Origin of the sequence: Pedobacter sp. GR22-6 (assembly GCF_037402555.1) — a bacterium.
Classification (GTDB): Bacteria; Bacteroidota; Bacteroidia; order Sphingobacteriales; family Sphingobacteriaceae; genus Pedobacter.
In genome coordinates, this window is the sequence record NZ_JBBEUC010000001.1 from 1,313,837 (window position 1) to 1,328,742 (window position 14,906).

Consider the following 14,906-nt stretch of genomic DNA (forward strand, 5'->3'; position numbering starts at 1 on the left):
GACATTGAATAGATCTACAGGTGATCTCTTTTTACCTTTTCTGCTTCCTGTTTTAAAGCTTCATCTATAGAATGAGAGCGATGGATGTCTTCGTCTTCTTCGGCCACATCAGATAGCTTTGCATAAAATTTGTGAAGTGTATCAAGCTCTTCTTCAGTTAGATCTTCAATATCGACTAGCCGGTTACTGGTATGTCTTGACGCGGCGATCAGCTCATTTAGTTTCAACTGCATGGCTTTACTTTCTTTATTCTGTGATTTCTGAATGAGAAAAACCATCAGGAAGGTGATGATCGTCGTTCCGGTATTGATGACGAGCTGCCAGGTTTCCGAATAATGAAATAAAGGACCGCATAATGCCCAGGCGATTACAATAAGTGCTGCAATTCCAAATGCAGGTCCGCTTCCAGTCCAACAGGTGATGCGGTTTGCGATTCTTTCAAATAAACTTCCTTTTTTCGATTTCATTTTGAGGTATTTAAACAAATTGATAACCAGCGAACGTCAAAATGGTTTTGCAGATAGATTCGCTCATCTCCCTGTGTCATTCAGGATGGTTTGTTATAACTTGTCCAGTTTAAAGTAGCCCAGATGGATTTCATCTTGGAGGTTTTTTCCACTGTTTTCTGAAATGACAACCTGATACTGCGCTTTCAGGTCTGCACTTAGAATATCTTCCATCCGGTAAATATCATCAACATCGATTCCGTACTTTTCATCGATATGGGAGTTTGCACCTTTAATAGAATTTGATTTAAAGAATATAGTTCTTTTGGCATCCTGAATGGCTTGGACCTTGTCCGGTTTTACACATAGGATCGTATAATGCTGTTCTTCCAGTTTTCCAGATTGATATCCCCCGAGATTGATAAAAAAGAGCTGATTGGTCGATACAGGTGGGTGCTCATTTTTAGGAATTACAGATATTTCATAACCATCAACCTCACTAATTTCCCGCCAGCCATCAATGTGCAAACTGTTTCCCGCTTCTGGCCAAAACGCTTTAAGTTGGGGAACCAGCCCTTTCAATGAATGCGCAATCCCGAAAAAATAATCATGTTGTTCTACATTTCTTTTGGGAGCCTTTGAGCCTAGTAACACCATATAAAGTTTTGGTCTGTTCTGAGTTGTTGTATCTTGATCCATGCAATTAAATTATCTTCGTAACATAAGTGTACCACGCAGATAACGACTTAGCCCAGCTTATTGTTTTCGGTTAGAAGATTATCATAGGCGCCGGACTCAATGTCATAGACCTGCTGAGGATCCTGTGGGATATGCATTAATACCAATTTGCATCCAACTGATAAAAGAGGAACAGCCAATGAAAAGGTTTACATTACGGCTGGTGATCAGCAATTCTTTACATAACCTAAAAAGCATCTAAAAAAAGCGGGAATGATCAATCCGACCACTCCCGCTTATCTAAATTAACGCTCTCATATACATAGACGCTATTAAATTCAGATTATTATATCCAACTAAAATTATTTTGATCTATGGCATGATAGTAGCACTAGCATATTAGACACAAATTAATTGATATGAGAATTCCAGCATTGAATGGCCGTAAAATTAAACAAGATTTAAAAAAGGGTTTTAGTGAATTCGCTGAGGGAGGGTTTGAAAAGATCTTCAACCAGATCGATCAGTTCAGCATTAAGAAGGGGGTGGACCAAATGGGCATTCAGCGCTTTGTAAACCAATGTGCCTTGATGGCTGCCGGATCAGGAGTAGTCACCGGAATTGGCGGCATCACCACTATGATGATCGGTGTACCTTTAGATGTGCTAAACCTCATCACCCAGCAATTTAGGGTAACGATGGCCATTGCCTATCACAATACCGGAAACTATAGGTTTCCATTTGAAGAATTTTTCAAAATTGTGGCCTCTTCATTGAAAGCAGATACAAAGCTGGCCATTTCAAAAAACATCATGGAAGAAGTGGCTGAGAAGATGCTATTGAAATTGGGTTCCAAAACTGCACAGCGATTGGTACCAATTGCCGGTGCTGCCATTGGAGGGACCATCAATTATTTATTTATCAAACAGATCGCTAAAGGCCTTCAGGAACAGTACCAATAGTACTATTAGAAATTTTTGTTAGTGTATTTTTAACACTAGGTAATAAATCAATATCTAACGTCGTTATTATAGTGATAATTGCGACAGTCGATGCTAACGACTATCGCAATTAAGGTAAAAAACCCGTTCATACAGGTTTATATTTGGTTAGAAAAGGGGTGTACGTGGATGCGACAACCCTTTCTTTTTTTCTAACCACCAGGTACTGCCTTTTTTCTTCGCTGTGTATTTTAAATCCAATAAGCAAGTCCAATTTTTTTATTCCGTAAGTTTGGAGTATAATCAATCATCATTATTCCAAATGAGTTACTGCAGCGCGATAAATACCATGCAACCGGAAGAAAGAAAGCTGTTGCATAAAAATTACCACGACAATCATTATGGGTTTCCAATACACGATGACAATGAATTGTTTGGCAGACTTATCTTAGAGATCAACCAGGCAGGACTAAGTTGGGAAACCATCCTGAAAAAAGAGCAGGCCTTTAGAATGGCATATAGCAATTTTGAGATCGACAAGATTGCAGCCTATACGGAAGCCGACCGTGAACGATTATTGAACGATGCAGGAATCATACGGAATAAATTGAAGATAAATGCCGCTATAGAAAATGCCAAAACCATACTAAGCTTACAGGAAGAATTTGGTTCTTTTGAAAAATGGCTGGAATACAATCACCCTAAAAGCAAACAAGAATGGGTAAAACTATTCAAGAAGACCTTCAAATTTACAGGAGGGGAAATTGTCAACGAATTTCTTATGAGTATAGGTTATCTGGCAGGGGCGCACTCAGCCGACTGCCAGATAAACCAAAAAATTTTAAAAGAGAATCCGATGTGGAGCCGAAGAAAGTGATGTGCTTAGCTACTTCTTAGGTTTCTTTGCTTCGACCAGTTCTGTTGCAAATTTGTAATCCTTTGTTTTCAGCTCTCCTTTATCATAGCGTTCCACCGTTGTCGGCGCTCCGTAGTAGTAATGCACGTTTTCACGTTTATATCCAGCTCCCTCCACAGTTTTATAGCTGATGGCGCATAGTTCTTTCAAATACTTTCCATTGCGGTCTTTCACATAAAACAGGCTGCGGTTGTCGGCCACAGATTCATCAATGATGAGCATATTTCCCTTGATGCGAATGCCTGATGGCAGTTGGGAGGCTGGAAAGCTGGACTTTTTCACATTACAAAGATTTACTTCTACGGTTCCGGTCACATATTTAGGGCTGGAAGAAAATTTTGTGGGGTTATATTCGATTCGGTTCACGGTGTATTCTGCCCATGGCTTTCCTGCACGCTCAACATATTCGTCATCAAAATCTACAGAATCCTTTGGATACTTAATTTCAGATCCGCCTTTGCTGGTCATGAATTTAATTTCCTTCAATTTACCGTAGCGTTCAAAGTCCGATAAGAACATAGTGCTCAATACCTGGGGATAGCGAAAAGTTAACTGGGCATTGGATTCATAGCTCACCGTTCCAGTTGATTTTTCATACGCCTGCTGGTCGATGACCATTAGTTTTTGTAGATCCGCAGCATTGATTTCCGCCTTCTCCGACAATTGTTTGGCAAGTGCGAGGTTATATACAGTAGTAGGAACTGGGATGTCCTCAATAGTCCTGTTCTCCACATCATTTTTGAACGAATAGGTCTTCAGGTTGAGTTGTTTGCTAACTTTGGTAGCTTTCGAATAATCTAGTACATAAACAATGATTTCATTTACTGCACCACGATAATAGGTCTTGTAAAATATCGTGTTCTTATATTTGTTCTCATATGCTGCATCGTCGTCTTCCAGTTGCTTTTGCAGTTTTTTAATGTCTTTAGGTTCTGCTACCATCTGTTCAAGAACCTTATTGTAGCGCTCGAGGAGCTCATCTGATCCTGTAGATGAGCCGCTTTGGTCCAGAAAACCTCCTGTTTCATCACGGGCCATCACTTTGATCAGTTCGATTTTATCAGGATCTACAGCCGGGTCAACCGGATTGGAATTGATTACTTTTACGTTGACCATGTGGCCCTTCACGTTGACGAGTTTAACCTTTACGCCAGATTTTTCCTGAGTATCCCCGGTTTCATCTTTCGAAAACTTAAACTGAAGTACGTTCTTAGGGACTACAACATCTATGGTCCCATTGATGCCTATAGGTTCTGAGGTGACCGGATCAGTGTTTTCTGGATAGGTGATCTCCAATCCAGGATTATTGTTCCAGTTGGTCTTGACTACCTGTATGGCATTCAAGGTTTCATTATAAGCATCGCTGATCGTATGTTGTGCGTTGTTGGCGAAGGTCACTGTCCGCCAATTCATGTCCTGTTGAAAAGGTAAAGCAAAAGGATAATGGATGTTCAATACCCTTTTACTGGAATAATCTGCATTATTTTCCACAAGGATGCTATTCATATATGCTGTCGTCAAACCTGCTACAGTCGGATATTGATCCATAATTTGAAATGGATTCTCTTCATATACAGTGTCTTTTGGTTTTTCCTGGTTTTCGAGGTCTATTCTTTTCAGGAAGAATAACATAGAACCAAATTTTTTGGCGTCATTCCGCAGACTGTCGTCTTTGATACTTTCAATTTTCTTTAAAAATGCTTCTCGTTCCTGGTCCAGTTTTTCTAGTTTTTCTTCCAGTGAAGGGGAGGAGCTGCAAGCGAAGAGCGCGGATACACAGATGATGAATCCGAATAGGTTTCTTTTTTTCATTGATAGGAGAGATAATTACTTTTTCAATCTTAAGCAATTGCCAGGCCATAAAGTGATATTGATTGAGGTTTACCGTTAATGAATAAAATAATTGATAACTTGTAATTCAAATGAATGATAAAGACGATATGCGTATTCTGCGGGGCATTTACTTTTTTTATACCAAACTCATCGTCCCCTCATTGGCACTTTCTATACTCATTGCGTACTTTAGACCGGCTGGTGTAGACTGGAAGACAGGTATCGGAATATCTCTTATCTTTTTACTCCCGGTATTCCATTACTTCAGTTATGAACTCAGGAGTCCTCAGGAATATTATTTTTATCATAATCTCGGACTTAGCAGGCTCATCTTATGGCTAAGTACAATAATAATTGGTTTGATTTTCGGATTAGCATTAATTCTAATATGAGTGGATTGCATGTAGATAGCGTAAGAAAACAAATCGGTAGCAGACAGATTCTCAATGATGTGTTTATTTCTTGCGAACCCGGTGAGGTTGTTGGTCTCCTGGGACGAAACGGATCTGGTAAATCCACTTTATTGAAAATCATCTTCGGTACCCTAAGTGCAGACAATAAATTTGTATCCATTGATGGTAAGAAGATCAATTCGCTTTATGAAAACAGACTATTGCTCCATTACCTCTCACAGGACAACTATTTGCCTAATCATATCCGTATAAAAAGTATTATTGCGTGTTTCTGCTCCAGGGAAAAATCAACTGTTTTAACAGCACATCAGTTTGTTAAGCCATTTTTAGATAAGAAAGTACAGCAATTGTCTGGCGGTGAAAAAAGAATTTTGGAAATTCTGCTACTGATTCACTCGGATGTAAAATACTTATTGTTAGACGAACCGTTCAATGGTATTTCTCCACTTCATATTGAAATTTTAAAGGATATCATCCGGATTCATGCCAAAGGTATCGGGGTCATTATAACTGACCACGATTACAAAAATGTATTGGACATTTCGGACAGAATTGTATTGTTAGATAATGGGAACACTAAAGTCATCAGGGAGTTCAATGATTTAGTTGATTTTGGCTACCTGCCTAAAAGTCAAAGGCTGGGATGATTGCAGGTGTTTATCATGCTTGCCTGAATATAAAGTGAAATGGGTTTATAGAAGCAGAAGTAAGCACTCAAGGTTCCTGCCAGGCAGTTGCTAACGGCTTATTGATGTCAATATGCTGATAATTGATCTTTACCTTTTTTTCTCCACTGCTGGAAATAGTGGTAAAAGGCATCGTCACTCCATTGATGGTTTTGTTATTACTGTAGCTGTTCATTTGTTTGCTCTTGCCGATCTGATAGCTGTCCCCGATAATCGTGTAATCCTTGTCCAGTAAATAAACAAATGTATTCCCATCCACTTCAAAGCCGACAGCATAGCCATTTTTGGTCGCTTCTACTTTGCCCTTACCAAACGCCGTATTGTATTTTTGTTGTAGCCCCAGCACGCCGGTGTAATCGTTGTATTTTACTTCCCTTAATCGCTCAGGAGTACTCGGGGTCTTTTTCCCATTGTTCCAAAGCCAACCACCCTTGGGACCGATCTGTTCTACGGCAACGAGTTTCCCTTGCAGATACATTTCATTTCTGAATCTATTTCCGGGCAGATCATTATAGGAGATCAGCTTAATTCCATTAAATTCAGCCCGAACAGTGTACGTTTTTATTGCATCTAAAGCAGCGCCGCCGTATTTTTTTCTAAGTGCTCCAAGGATTTGATCAGCTGTAGGGAGTTTGGCATTGGCTTCGGGATTTGACTTGGTCTCTGGTAGCTTTTTGTTGTTATTTTCATCACCCATAAAGTAGAAGCTGCCATCGATTACAGCCATTGCTTTATGCTTACCTTTCGCCGCACTGGCGAAGAAGCTATGTGTAGTGGTCATTCCATTATCATACTTCAGCGTTAAGGTTCCATCTTTCAGCAAATACTTACCCTTTCCATCACTTTTGGAATTGGTCCCACCACCAATATTGTCGCCGGCAATCACTGTAGTGGACTGTCGATCCGTACTAAAATTACCGGCTCCATCGAAATTGAGTTCTCTTTTCGAACTTGATCCCACGTAGGTAGTGCCCGTAGCGATCCCACCGCTGCCGCTGATGAATTTGAATTCATAAGATCCCTTGGGAACAGAATTGTCTAGTTCCATTTTGAATAGCACATGTGTACCCGCGTCCAGATTTCCAGATTTTGTTATGGCATATTCCTCTTTATCTCCATTACTATAGCGCAAATAAAGATTGGACCCTTTAATCTCATATGTTCCTCTTACCGCAGTTTTCCAGTCTTTTTTTTCCAGTTGATCTGTAAAAGTTTTATCCTTTCTAAAGAGTATGACATCATCGGTCCGGTTCATTCCACCACCAAGTGGATTCAGACTCAATTTTACTCCAGCATATACACCAGGGAAGGCATTGGAAGGTTGACAGGAGCTAGATAATGCAGTAGTAAATACAACTAAGGTTTGTAACAAAAAGATCTGAAGCTGCTTCATACAATAGGGATAAGGTTAAAAATGCTAAGTGCTACAAAAAAGATGCCTTTTTAGTCATTCTCCCATGGTGACATTCGTAATGCGATATCCAATTTACTTCTCTGATTCAGATCGACTTTAAATTATACCGGGCAATGCGAATCTTTTATAGAGACGATCATTGGAAGAGGAAAGAAGCGAACAGCTAGGGTATATTTTCAGAAGAAATGGGTCGAGTTTGGCGAATAGTTCTTAGAAGACGGGGAAAGTTTTAGAAACCAATCCTCATCTTCTAAGGACAAATAAGAAAAAAGCTGCTGTTAGTTTGCTTTTAAAGTTGTGAACTCAGTCAGGTGTTGTTTCAGAAGTTCAGTGTTATAGGTGCCTTCTGTGGTGTGGTCTGTCACTTCAATATTGTCGTCACCCACAGTTAGTGTGAACGCATTACCTTCAATGATTTCTGGAAAGCTAATATTGATTATATCTGATACATGTGCAAACTCCACTGTCAGATTGCTGCCTAGCAATTCATTTACGTATGCAGGAAATTCCGTTTTAAGAATGTCAAATAAAGCTTCAGGACTTAAAGGCTGTACATTGTTTATTGAGGTCATATGTTTTTCCTATCACCTTCCATTAACCGTGCCCGGAAAGGATCAGTCCTCAGACTGCTTGTCAACAAGGGTTTAACCTAATTGGAGATTATTAAAACTGTATGATTCGGACTAATAAATCCCTTACTGTACTGTTTCTATGTAATTTCTCTTCAGGCCCTGATAGCGGAAACTTTCTCGCATTCCAGGGGTTATAGTGCTACTTACATAACACAACATGAAAAAGATCTTAATGATATTGACCTCGCATAGCGAGATGGAAAATACTGATAGTAAGACAGGAGTATGGTTGGGCGAATTCACCGATCCTTATTACGAATTTATAGATGCGGGTTACCAGGTGAGTCTGGCAAGTCCGAAAGGAGGAAGGCCGCCAGTTGACCCGATGAGTGAGTTGACAGAAAATATTACGGGCTCCAACCGCAGGTTTCAGGATGATGAGCAGGTTAAAATGGCCTTCAGTCAGACTACTGTGCTAGACCAGATCAGACATACAGATTTCGATGCGGTATTTTATCCGGGTGGACATGGTCCAATTTGGGACCTTGCTGTAGACAACAATAGTGGCATTCTGATCCTGGATTTCCTGGATGCCGGTAAACCGGTCGCTGCGGTTTGTCATGGCCCTGCTGCACTAATTAGTGCGGAGAGGCAAAGACCTGGATTCTTAAAAGGCAAAACCATTTCCGCCTTTAGCAATACCGAGGAAGCCATGGTTGGACGAAGCGGCAATGTCCCTTATCAGCTGCAAAGCCGTCTCGAGGAGTTGGGCGCAGAAGTGAAAACAGCGCTGGTACCTTTCCTTTCCCATGTAGAAACTAATGGTCTGCTCATTACCGGTCAGAATCCACTGTCTGCAGGACCCACTGCGCAAGCATTGATTCAATTGCTGGAAGCTCAGCCTTCGTCAGAAAATCCCTATTCAAGCTAGATTTTCAATCCTTTGAATACCTTTACCAGCATATCGGCGTAGTCCAGTCTATAGCCTCTGTCGGATAAGGGTATTCATCAGGAATAGTACCATCTCCAATTGCTATCGTAATTCTGGTCAAAATTTTCCTTGCTGTCAAAAATAGCATTGAAATTTTCCAGTTTTAAATAGTTGAACCTATCATATGGCTTTAGCAGAGCGTAGAATTCTTGCTTGATTAATGAAGTTGTACCATGCTGTTGCGCATTTTTCAACTGCTCATTGCTGAAAAAGAAAAACGTTACGTACTCACCAAAAACAGCGATCTCCCAGAGCATATCTTTGTACCTGTCTTTGAATGAATCTCGTATTTTTGCAGGCATACTGGTTACAGCTTCCACTCTCGCCAAGGGTTCAAAAGCATAAATTAGCACCAGAATTGAATCTACGGATGCATTCTTAAAAAGTTCATGATATTTTTTTGCAATTGTTTTTCCTTTACGGGAGGATTGGCTGAATTTATCCTTTAATAAAAATTTATCAGCATCTTTTTGATGCTCAAAAATTAATTGGAGTCTAAGCGTGCCACCATTGATTGTGTCGGTAACTATATTTAATACCTTAACATGAAACTTAGCATCGATCCAATCGGCCAGGGGCTTGAATGTGTCATCAATACATGCCTCAGCTAGTTTAATTTTTTTGCTAATCTTATATTCCTGATCTGATGGTCTAAGCATAAATAAATGAACACATGACTATTTCATGAAGCTACTGACAAATCTGCAAAAAACCGCTTTATATTTTGGGCTGCTTATTTTATTAGCTTTCAATTTTATACAAAGCAGTGACCTTTACGCTGCAGCCATATTCTTACATTTGAATTAAATCATCAAATATGAAGAAGATAGGATTTTTATCATTTGGGCATTGGTCTGACCATCCCTCGTACCAGACACGCAACGCAGGCGACACCTTACTTCAATCCATTGATCTGGCTGTGGCTGCGGAAGAAATAGGTTTGGACGGTGCTTATTTCCGGGTACATCATTTTGCACGTCAACTGGCATCGCCATTTCCCCTGCTTTCGGCAATTGGGGCGAAAACCAGCAAGATAGAGATCGGGACTGGTGTTATTGATATGCGTTATGAAAACCCCTTGTATATGGTGGAAGACGCCGGTGCAGCCGATCTGATATCCGGTGGCCGATTACAATTGGGGCTAAGCCGGGGTTCACCCGAGCAGGTGATTGAAGGCTGGCGATATTTCGGCTATCAGCCTTCCGAGGGAGAAAACGATGCAGATATGGGCCGCCAGAAAGCCCTTGAATTTTTGGACAAACTAAAAGGTGACGGGTTTGCACAACCGAATCCCAATCTAATGTTCCCGAATCCACCGGGCCTGTTGCGCCTGGAGCCTCATTCTGAAGGACTACGGGAACGCATCTGGTGGGGTGCTGCTTCTAATGCAACTGCAATTTGGGCGGCCGAGAAAGGTATGCATTTACAAAGTTCTACGCTGAAATTTGACGAAAATGGTAAACCTTTCCATATTCAGCAGGCCGAACAGATCAGGCTCTATAAAGAAGCCTGGAAAAAGGCAGGACACGAGCGCGAAGCGAGGGTTTCAGTGAGCCGTTCGATTTTTGCACTAATAAATGACCAGGACAGGTATTATTTCGGTCAGCAGGGAAGAAGCGCCGATAGCTTTGGCTACATAGAAGCTGACCAGCGTGCAGTATTTGGCAAGAGCTATGCTGCAGAACCCGACCAGCTCATCAAAGAACTGGCTCAGGATGAGGCGATACATGAAGCAGATACACTTTTGCTGACCATACCGAATACCTTTGTGGTCGATTACAATATTCATGTGCTCTCTGCAATTTTGGAGCATGTAGCTCCTGCATTAGGTTGGAAATAATTAATGAGCCGTACAGACAAAATATCTGAGCTGTAGGGGCAACCCTTCGATGCTTTGAAACCGGAACTTTGTATCATGAACAACATCACAAAAATTCAACTGGGTCAAAATGGCCCATTGGTTTCCAAGCTTGGCCTTGGCTGCATGCGTATGTCTTCCATTTGGGGTGGACCTACGCCTGACGAAACAGAGAGCATTGCGACAATCCATGAGGCGCTGGACAATGGCATTAATTTTTTAAACACCGGAGACTTTTATGGCGCCGGGCACAACGAAATGCTAATTGGTAAAGCGATTAAAGATAGACGGGACGATGCCTTCATCAGCGTAAAATTTGGCGCTATTTTTCATAACGGTCAGTGGATCGGACTCGATTTACGACCTGTCGCGATCAAGAATTTTATAAATTACTCACTGACCCGTCTGGGGATTGAAACCATTGACCTCTACCAACCCAGCCGGATGGATGGTAGCGTTCCGGTAGAAGACATCATTGGAACCGTTGCTGATCTGATTAAAGAAGGTAAAGTCAGAAACATTGGTGTATCGGAAATTACAGCCGATCAACTCCGCGTAGCCAATAGTATCCATCCCATAAGCGCATTGGAAATAGGTTATTCCTTAGCCGATCGTCAGATCGAAAATGAACTTTTGCCTGCAGCAAAGGAATTGGGAATCAGTGTGGTGGCTTTCGCCAATACTGCCGAAGGCTTATTGACAGGTGAGATGAAAGCCCCGCTTGCAGCAAACGATTACCATAGCCACTTTTCCCGTTTTCAAGGTGAAAACCTGATTCATAATCTGGAAAAAGTAGAGGTATTGAAGCAATTGGCCAGCGATAAAGGGTATACGCCAACACAGATTGCCATTGCCTGGGTAAAAGAGCAGGGCAATTATATCATGCCGTTGGTAAGTATGAGTCGCAGGTCGCGTTTGCCGGAAAATATTGAAGCCTTGAATATTGTATTTACGCCGGAAGAAATGAATACTTTAAATACTACTTTCGCAATAGGTGCTATACACGGAGGCACATACTTACAGCGCTAAATGATCAGTCCAGCAGAAATCCTTCCCGGTGTAATTTTCTATTCTTACCTCTCTGCAGAGCGGAAAGAAAAAGTATGTTTCTGGAACCACCATACCCTGGTATTACAGGTTTCAGGGAAATTTCAAATGGAAACACTTGGACAAACCCTCACCATGGGAGGAGGAGAAATGCTGTTGATCCGCAAAAACCAGTTGGGTACGCTTACCAAAACACCGCTGCCCGGAGGAAACTATGAGACAATCGTGATATCCCTGCAGGAAGATCTGCTCCGCAAGATCGTGTTAGAAGAGAAACTTGAGACAGACCGCAAATATGTCGGTCCGCCAAACATCTTGATTCCATCCAATGAATTCCTGCAGGGCTATTTTCAATCCATAGTGCCGTATGCCCGAAGCTCAGGAGCAACGATGACGGATGAGATGGGTATTTTGAAAGTGAAGGAAGGTGTTAAATTACTTTTATTTGCGATGCCTGCACTCCGCAACTTTTTATTCGACTTTTCAGAGCCTCATAAGATCGACCTGGAAAAGTTCATGCTCAGTAACTTTCATTTCAACGTTCCAATTGAAAAATTTGCCCAGCTAACCGGTCGTAGCCTTGCAGCCTTCAAACGCGACTTCCAAAAAACCTTTGGTTCCGCACCCCGGCATTGGTTACAGGAGAAGCGACTCAATGCAGCAAAGTACCTCATTGAAACCAAGCATCAAAAACCCTCAGCCATTTACCTGGATTTAGGCTTTGAAAGCCTGTCACATTTCTCAAACTCTTTTAAGAAAAAGTTCGGAGTAGCACCTACGGAAATTGATTATATTTGATTATATCCACTACTAATTCGAATTTAAATCATAAAGAGGACGACATGACAGAATACAAATTAATCAGATCAGCCCAATTGATTAACAGATCATTAGTAATCTTTTTTGTCCAGTCGCTTCCAATGGTGCACGATGAACACATGGCAGCGATTGCATTTCAGGATGATCTATCGCAAGTCTCCATATATGACCAGTGCCTAAGCTGATCGGTCTTGCATAAGGTTTGGCTTGATAATGCAAATCAAAGAAATGTTCAGTAAGGAATGTTTCAAAGCCATCGTCTGCTCCATTATACAGTTCTCTTAGTTTCTCACGTATTTCTGGAACAAGCACCTTCTGTTGAGCTTGCGCATTTGGCAATATTTCACTTGGCGCGCCATAATAGGTGCAGAGGAAAGTATCAGCGGGGATGGGAGAGCGATCTACATGGAAAGAATACACATCGGTTGGAAAGAATGGGTACGCATCATCTCTCTCATAGTATTCAATCACATTGAGAACCGGCGATGCGCCATGTAGCTTTAATAATTCCAGATCGTGCATAAGGATGTCTCGGGCGAGGTTTCCTTCTTCAGTCAATTGAAGCTCAAGGAGATCTTCAAGCTCCAGGGTTGCCATACTTCCATCCAGAGACACCTTATTCACCAGCTCAGCAAAATCACCCTTCAGTTCACGCTCCCAGCAAATCGCATTCATTTCCCCATGGAATGGCGTGGAAACAAGTTCTTTAAAGTTTCTAACAAGGTGAACCTGCTCATTTACAAGAGATAAATCTATCATCATGCCAATATAGGAATTTAGTGAATTGTAAATTTAGGTTTTTATCTCCCAACTTTAGACGCCCTGGTTTGTTAACCCAATGCGAAGGCCTGATCAAAGGCATCAGTTGACGAACTATGAGAAACAAAAAGATTCTGATTTCCGGTGCCAGCATAGCAGGGCCCACACTTGCTTATTGGCTTGCCGAATATGGATTTGAAGTGACCGTTATTGAGAAAGCACCGGAACTCAGATTGGGTGGACAAAATATAGATGTTAAAGGTCCGGCAAAGGAAATCGCCGGAATGATGGGAATTGAAGAGAAAATCCGTGATAGAAATACCACCGAAATCGGCACCCGCTTTGTAAACGTGGAAAACCAGGTTGTTGCGGAGTTTCCAACGGGTGAATCCATAGGGCTTACACAGGAGCTGGAAATTTTACGTGGCGACCTGGTTAAGATTTTATATGAGCAATCTAAGGATAAGGTCGAATACCGGTTTGGTGATCACGTTACCAGCATAAAACAGACAGAAAATTCAGTTGAGATTGGATTCAGGAGTGGAAAGCAAGAAACCTTTGATATCCTCATTTCAGCAGAGGGTATTAGCTCTAAAACTGCTGAGCTAGCATTTGGCCGTCAACCAGACTTTAAATACCTGGGCTTACATTCGGCGTACCTGACTATTCCTAAGAGATCAACTGACAGTAAATGGGCTCGCTGGTGCAATGCACCAACTGGCATTGTCTATCTTATCCGACCTGATAATTACGGAGAAGCAAGAGCCTCCGTCACTTTCCTTGCAAGAGAAAATGAGTACAGAGGGCTTTCAATTGAACAGCAGAAACAAGTTTTGATCAAGCGTATTGAAGGTACAGGTTGGGAATCCGATAGAATCATAGAAGGGATAAAACAAGCTAAGGACCTGTATTTCGACAGGGTGAGCCAGGTAAAGGCTTCGAGCTGGAGTGTTGGTAGGGTAGTGGTCACCGGTGATGCTGCCTGGTGTGCGACGCCTATTGCCGGAAAGGGTACAGACCTGGCCATGGCCGGAGCATACATTCTCGCCGGTGAACTGTATAAAGCAGAAGATATCGGCCAGGCGTTCAGCGCTTATGAAAGCATCATGCGGCCCTACGTGGAAAAATGCCAGCAGTTGCCACCCGGAATTCCCTGGGCAGTTTATCCTACCAGCAAATTTGGTGTTTTCTTATTAAACAAGCTGGTGACAACGGTCGGGAGCAAACCTGTAAAATGGTTAATTGGGAAACTCAGCCGCAGAAAAAAGGAGCCCAGGAAAGAAATAGAATTGCCTGATTACAAGAATTTAGGGTATAACATCAGAACACAATAAAAAAAAGCAGACCTTCTGCCTACTTTTTTTTATTAAGAAGTGATTAAGCCCTTAATTATTCAACTGCCGTTGTTGCAAAAATTGATAAACAGAACCGATAACGAATACTATCAAAATCACGAGCAAAGAGTTGGCAACTAAAGGATCAGCCGGACTGGATGCAAAGGGGTGGCCCACTGGAATTCTGGTCAAGGTTTCG

The 14,906-nt window shown here is 41.7% G+C and carries 16 protein-coding genes; 9 read left to right on the forward strand and 7 right to left on the reverse strand.

The window, feature by feature from the left end:
• Positions 1-14: 14 nt before the first annotated feature.
• Positions 15-467 carry a low affinity iron permease family protein gene (locus WAE59_RS06080; RefSeq protein WP_337855044.1) on the reverse strand — a complete coding sequence of 151 codons (453 nt, stop codon included), beginning with the start codon at positions 465-467 and terminating at the stop codon, positions 15-17.
• Between the two features lie 93 nt (positions 468-560).
• Entirely contained in the window at positions 561-1,145 is a 585-nt protein-coding gene (locus tag WAE59_RS06085; protein WP_337855045.1) for a DUF1543 domain-containing protein, read from the reverse strand.
• A 398-nt stretch (positions 1,146-1,543) separates the two neighbouring features.
• On the opposite strand from WAE59_RS06085, the gene WAE59_RS06090 reads away from it, so the two are divergent.
• Together WAE59_RS06090 and WAE59_RS06095 are read left to right on the forward strand one after the other, a co-directional pair.
• Positions 1,544-2,086, forward strand: a complete 543-nt coding sequence (locus WAE59_RS06090) for a hypothetical protein (RefSeq protein ID WP_337855046.1) — start codon at positions 1,544-1,546, stop codon at positions 2,084-2,086.
• A 301-nt stretch (positions 2,087-2,387) separates the two neighbouring features.
• Positions 2,388-2,942, forward strand: a complete 555-nt coding sequence (locus WAE59_RS06095; protein ID WP_337855047.1) for a DNA-3-methyladenine glycosylase I — start codon at positions 2,388-2,390, stop codon at positions 2,940-2,942.
• A gap of 9 nt (positions 2,943-2,951) precedes the next feature.
• On the opposite strand, the gene WAE59_RS06100 is transcribed toward WAE59_RS06095, so the two are convergent.
• Positions 2,952-4,793, reverse strand: a complete 1,842-nt coding sequence (locus WAE59_RS06100; RefSeq protein WP_337855048.1) for a hypothetical protein — start codon at positions 4,791-4,793, stop codon at positions 2,952-2,954.
• A gap of 110 nt (positions 4,794-4,903) precedes the next feature.
• On the opposite strand from WAE59_RS06100, the gene WAE59_RS06105 reads away from it, so the two are divergent.
• Positions 4,904-5,206 (forward strand): hypothetical protein, encoded by a 303-nt coding sequence (locus WAE59_RS06105; RefSeq protein ID WP_337855049.1) that lies wholly within the window; start codon positions 4,904-4,906, stop codon positions 5,204-5,206.
• The gene (locus WAE59_RS06110) at positions 5,203-5,874 is read left to right on the forward strand and encodes an ATP-binding cassette domain-containing protein (protein WP_337855050.1); all 672 of its coding nucleotides are present in this window, start codon (positions 5,203-5,205) and stop codon (positions 5,872-5,874) included. The genes WAE59_RS06105 and WAE59_RS06110 overlap by 4 nt, the downstream gene beginning before the upstream one ends.
• 67 nt (positions 5,875-5,941) lie before the next feature.
• On the opposite strand, the gene WAE59_RS06115 is transcribed toward WAE59_RS06110, so the two are convergent.
• Positions 5,942-7,306, reverse strand: coding sequence for a hypothetical protein (locus WAE59_RS06115; protein WP_337855051.1), 1,365 nt, complete (start codon positions 7,304-7,306; stop codon positions 5,942-5,944).
• Between the two features lie 299 nt (positions 7,307-7,605).
• Positions 7,606-7,899, reverse strand: coding sequence for a hypothetical protein (locus tag WAE59_RS06120; protein WP_337855052.1), 294 nt, complete (start codon positions 7,897-7,899; stop codon positions 7,606-7,608).
• Positions 7,900-8,116: 217 nt separating this feature from the next.
• On the opposite strand from WAE59_RS06120, the gene WAE59_RS06125 reads away from it, so the two are divergent.
• Positions 8,117-8,830 (forward strand): type 1 glutamine amidotransferase domain-containing protein, encoded by a 714-nt coding sequence (locus WAE59_RS06125; protein WP_337855053.1) that lies wholly within the window; start codon positions 8,117-8,119, stop codon positions 8,828-8,830.
• 77 nt (positions 8,831-8,907) lie between these two features.
• Here the strand turns inward: WAE59_RS06125 and WAE59_RS06130 are convergent, their stop codons facing one another.
• Entirely contained in the window at positions 8,908-9,549 is a 642-nt protein-coding gene (locus tag WAE59_RS06130; protein WP_337855054.1) for a hypothetical protein, read from the reverse strand.
• Positions 9,550-9,707: 158 nt separating this feature from the next.
• On the opposite strand from WAE59_RS06130, the gene WAE59_RS06135 reads away from it, so the two are divergent.
• From WAE59_RS06135 to WAE59_RS06145, 3 genes are all read left to right on the forward strand, one after another.
• Complete coding sequence (locus tag WAE59_RS06135; RefSeq protein WP_337855055.1) at positions 9,708-10,730, forward strand: LLM class flavin-dependent oxidoreductase; 1,023 nt, start codon at positions 9,708-9,710, stop codon at positions 10,728-10,730.
• A 75-nt stretch (positions 10,731-10,805) separates the two neighbouring features.
• The gene (locus WAE59_RS06140; protein WP_337855056.1) at positions 10,806-11,777 is read left to right on the forward strand and encodes an aldo/keto reductase; all 972 of its coding nucleotides are present in this window, start codon (positions 10,806-10,808) and stop codon (positions 11,775-11,777) included.
• A complete protein-coding gene (locus tag WAE59_RS06145) occupies positions 11,778-12,593 on the forward strand; it encodes a helix-turn-helix domain-containing protein (protein ID WP_337855057.1) in 816 nt (271 codons plus the stop codon).
• Between the two features lie 81 nt (positions 12,594-12,674).
• On the opposite strand, the gene WAE59_RS06150 is transcribed toward WAE59_RS06145, so the two are convergent.
• Positions 12,675-13,376, reverse strand: a complete 702-nt coding sequence (locus WAE59_RS06150; protein WP_337855058.1) for a DUF1826 domain-containing protein — start codon at positions 13,374-13,376, stop codon at positions 12,675-12,677.
• Between the two features lie 113 nt (positions 13,377-13,489).
• Here WAE59_RS06150 and WAE59_RS06155 point away from each other — a divergent pair, with 113 nt between their 5' ends.
• Positions 13,490-14,707, forward strand: a complete 1,218-nt coding sequence (locus WAE59_RS06155) for an FAD-dependent monooxygenase (protein WP_337855059.1) — start codon at positions 13,490-13,492, stop codon at positions 14,705-14,707.
• Positions 14,708-14,906 lie beyond the last annotated feature (199 nt).

Excerpts from the sequence above, each read along its gene's own strand:
- WAE59_RS06080 (WP_337855044.1), bottom strand. The coding sequence starts at position 467 with ATGAAATCGAAAAAAGGAAGTTTATTTGAAAGAATCGCAAACCGCATC.
- WAE59_RS06085 (WP_337855045.1), bottom strand. The coding sequence starts at position 1,145 with ATGGATCAAGATACAACAACTCAGAACAGACCAAAACTTTATATGGTG.
- WAE59_RS06090 (WP_337855046.1), top strand. The coding sequence starts at position 1,544 with ATGAGAATTCCAGCATTGAATGGCCGTAAAATTAAACAAGATTTAAAA.
- WAE59_RS06095 (WP_337855047.1), top strand. The coding sequence starts at position 2,388 with ATGAGTTACTGCAGCGCGATAAATACCATGCAACCGGAAGAAAGAAAG.
- WAE59_RS06100 (WP_337855048.1), bottom strand. The coding sequence starts at position 4,793 with ATGAAAAAAAGAAACCTATTCGGATTCATCATCTGTGTATCCGCGCTC.
- WAE59_RS06105 (WP_337855049.1), top strand. The coding sequence starts at position 4,904 with ATGAATGATAAAGACGATATGCGTATTCTGCGGGGCATTTACTTTTTT.
- WAE59_RS06110 (WP_337855050.1), top strand. The coding sequence starts at position 5,203 with ATGAGTGGATTGCATGTAGATAGCGTAAGAAAACAAATCGGTAGCAGA.
- WAE59_RS06115 (WP_337855051.1), bottom strand. The coding sequence starts at position 7,306 with ATGAAGCAGCTTCAGATCTTTTTGTTACAAACCTTAGTTGTATTTACT.
- WAE59_RS06120 (WP_337855052.1), bottom strand. The coding sequence starts at position 7,899 with ATGACCTCAATAAACAATGTACAGCCTTTAAGTCCTGAAGCTTTATTT.
- WAE59_RS06125 (WP_337855053.1), top strand. The coding sequence starts at position 8,117 with ATGAAAAAGATCTTAATGATATTGACCTCGCATAGCGAGATGGAAAAT.
- WAE59_RS06130 (WP_337855054.1), bottom strand. The coding sequence starts at position 9,549 with ATGCTTAGACCATCAGATCAGGAATATAAGATTAGCAAAAAAATTAAA.
- WAE59_RS06135 (WP_337855055.1), top strand. The coding sequence starts at position 9,708 with ATGAAGAAGATAGGATTTTTATCATTTGGGCATTGGTCTGACCATCCC.
- WAE59_RS06140 (WP_337855056.1), top strand. The coding sequence starts at position 10,806 with ATGAACAACATCACAAAAATTCAACTGGGTCAAAATGGCCCATTGGTT.
- WAE59_RS06145 (WP_337855057.1), top strand. The coding sequence starts at position 11,778 with ATGATCAGTCCAGCAGAAATCCTTCCCGGTGTAATTTTCTATTCTTAC.
- WAE59_RS06150 (WP_337855058.1), bottom strand. The coding sequence starts at position 13,376 with ATGATGATAGATTTATCTCTTGTAAATGAGCAGGTTCACCTTGTTAGA.
- WAE59_RS06155 (WP_337855059.1), top strand. The coding sequence starts at position 13,490 with ATGAGAAACAAAAAGATTCTGATTTCCGGTGCCAGCATAGCAGGGCCC.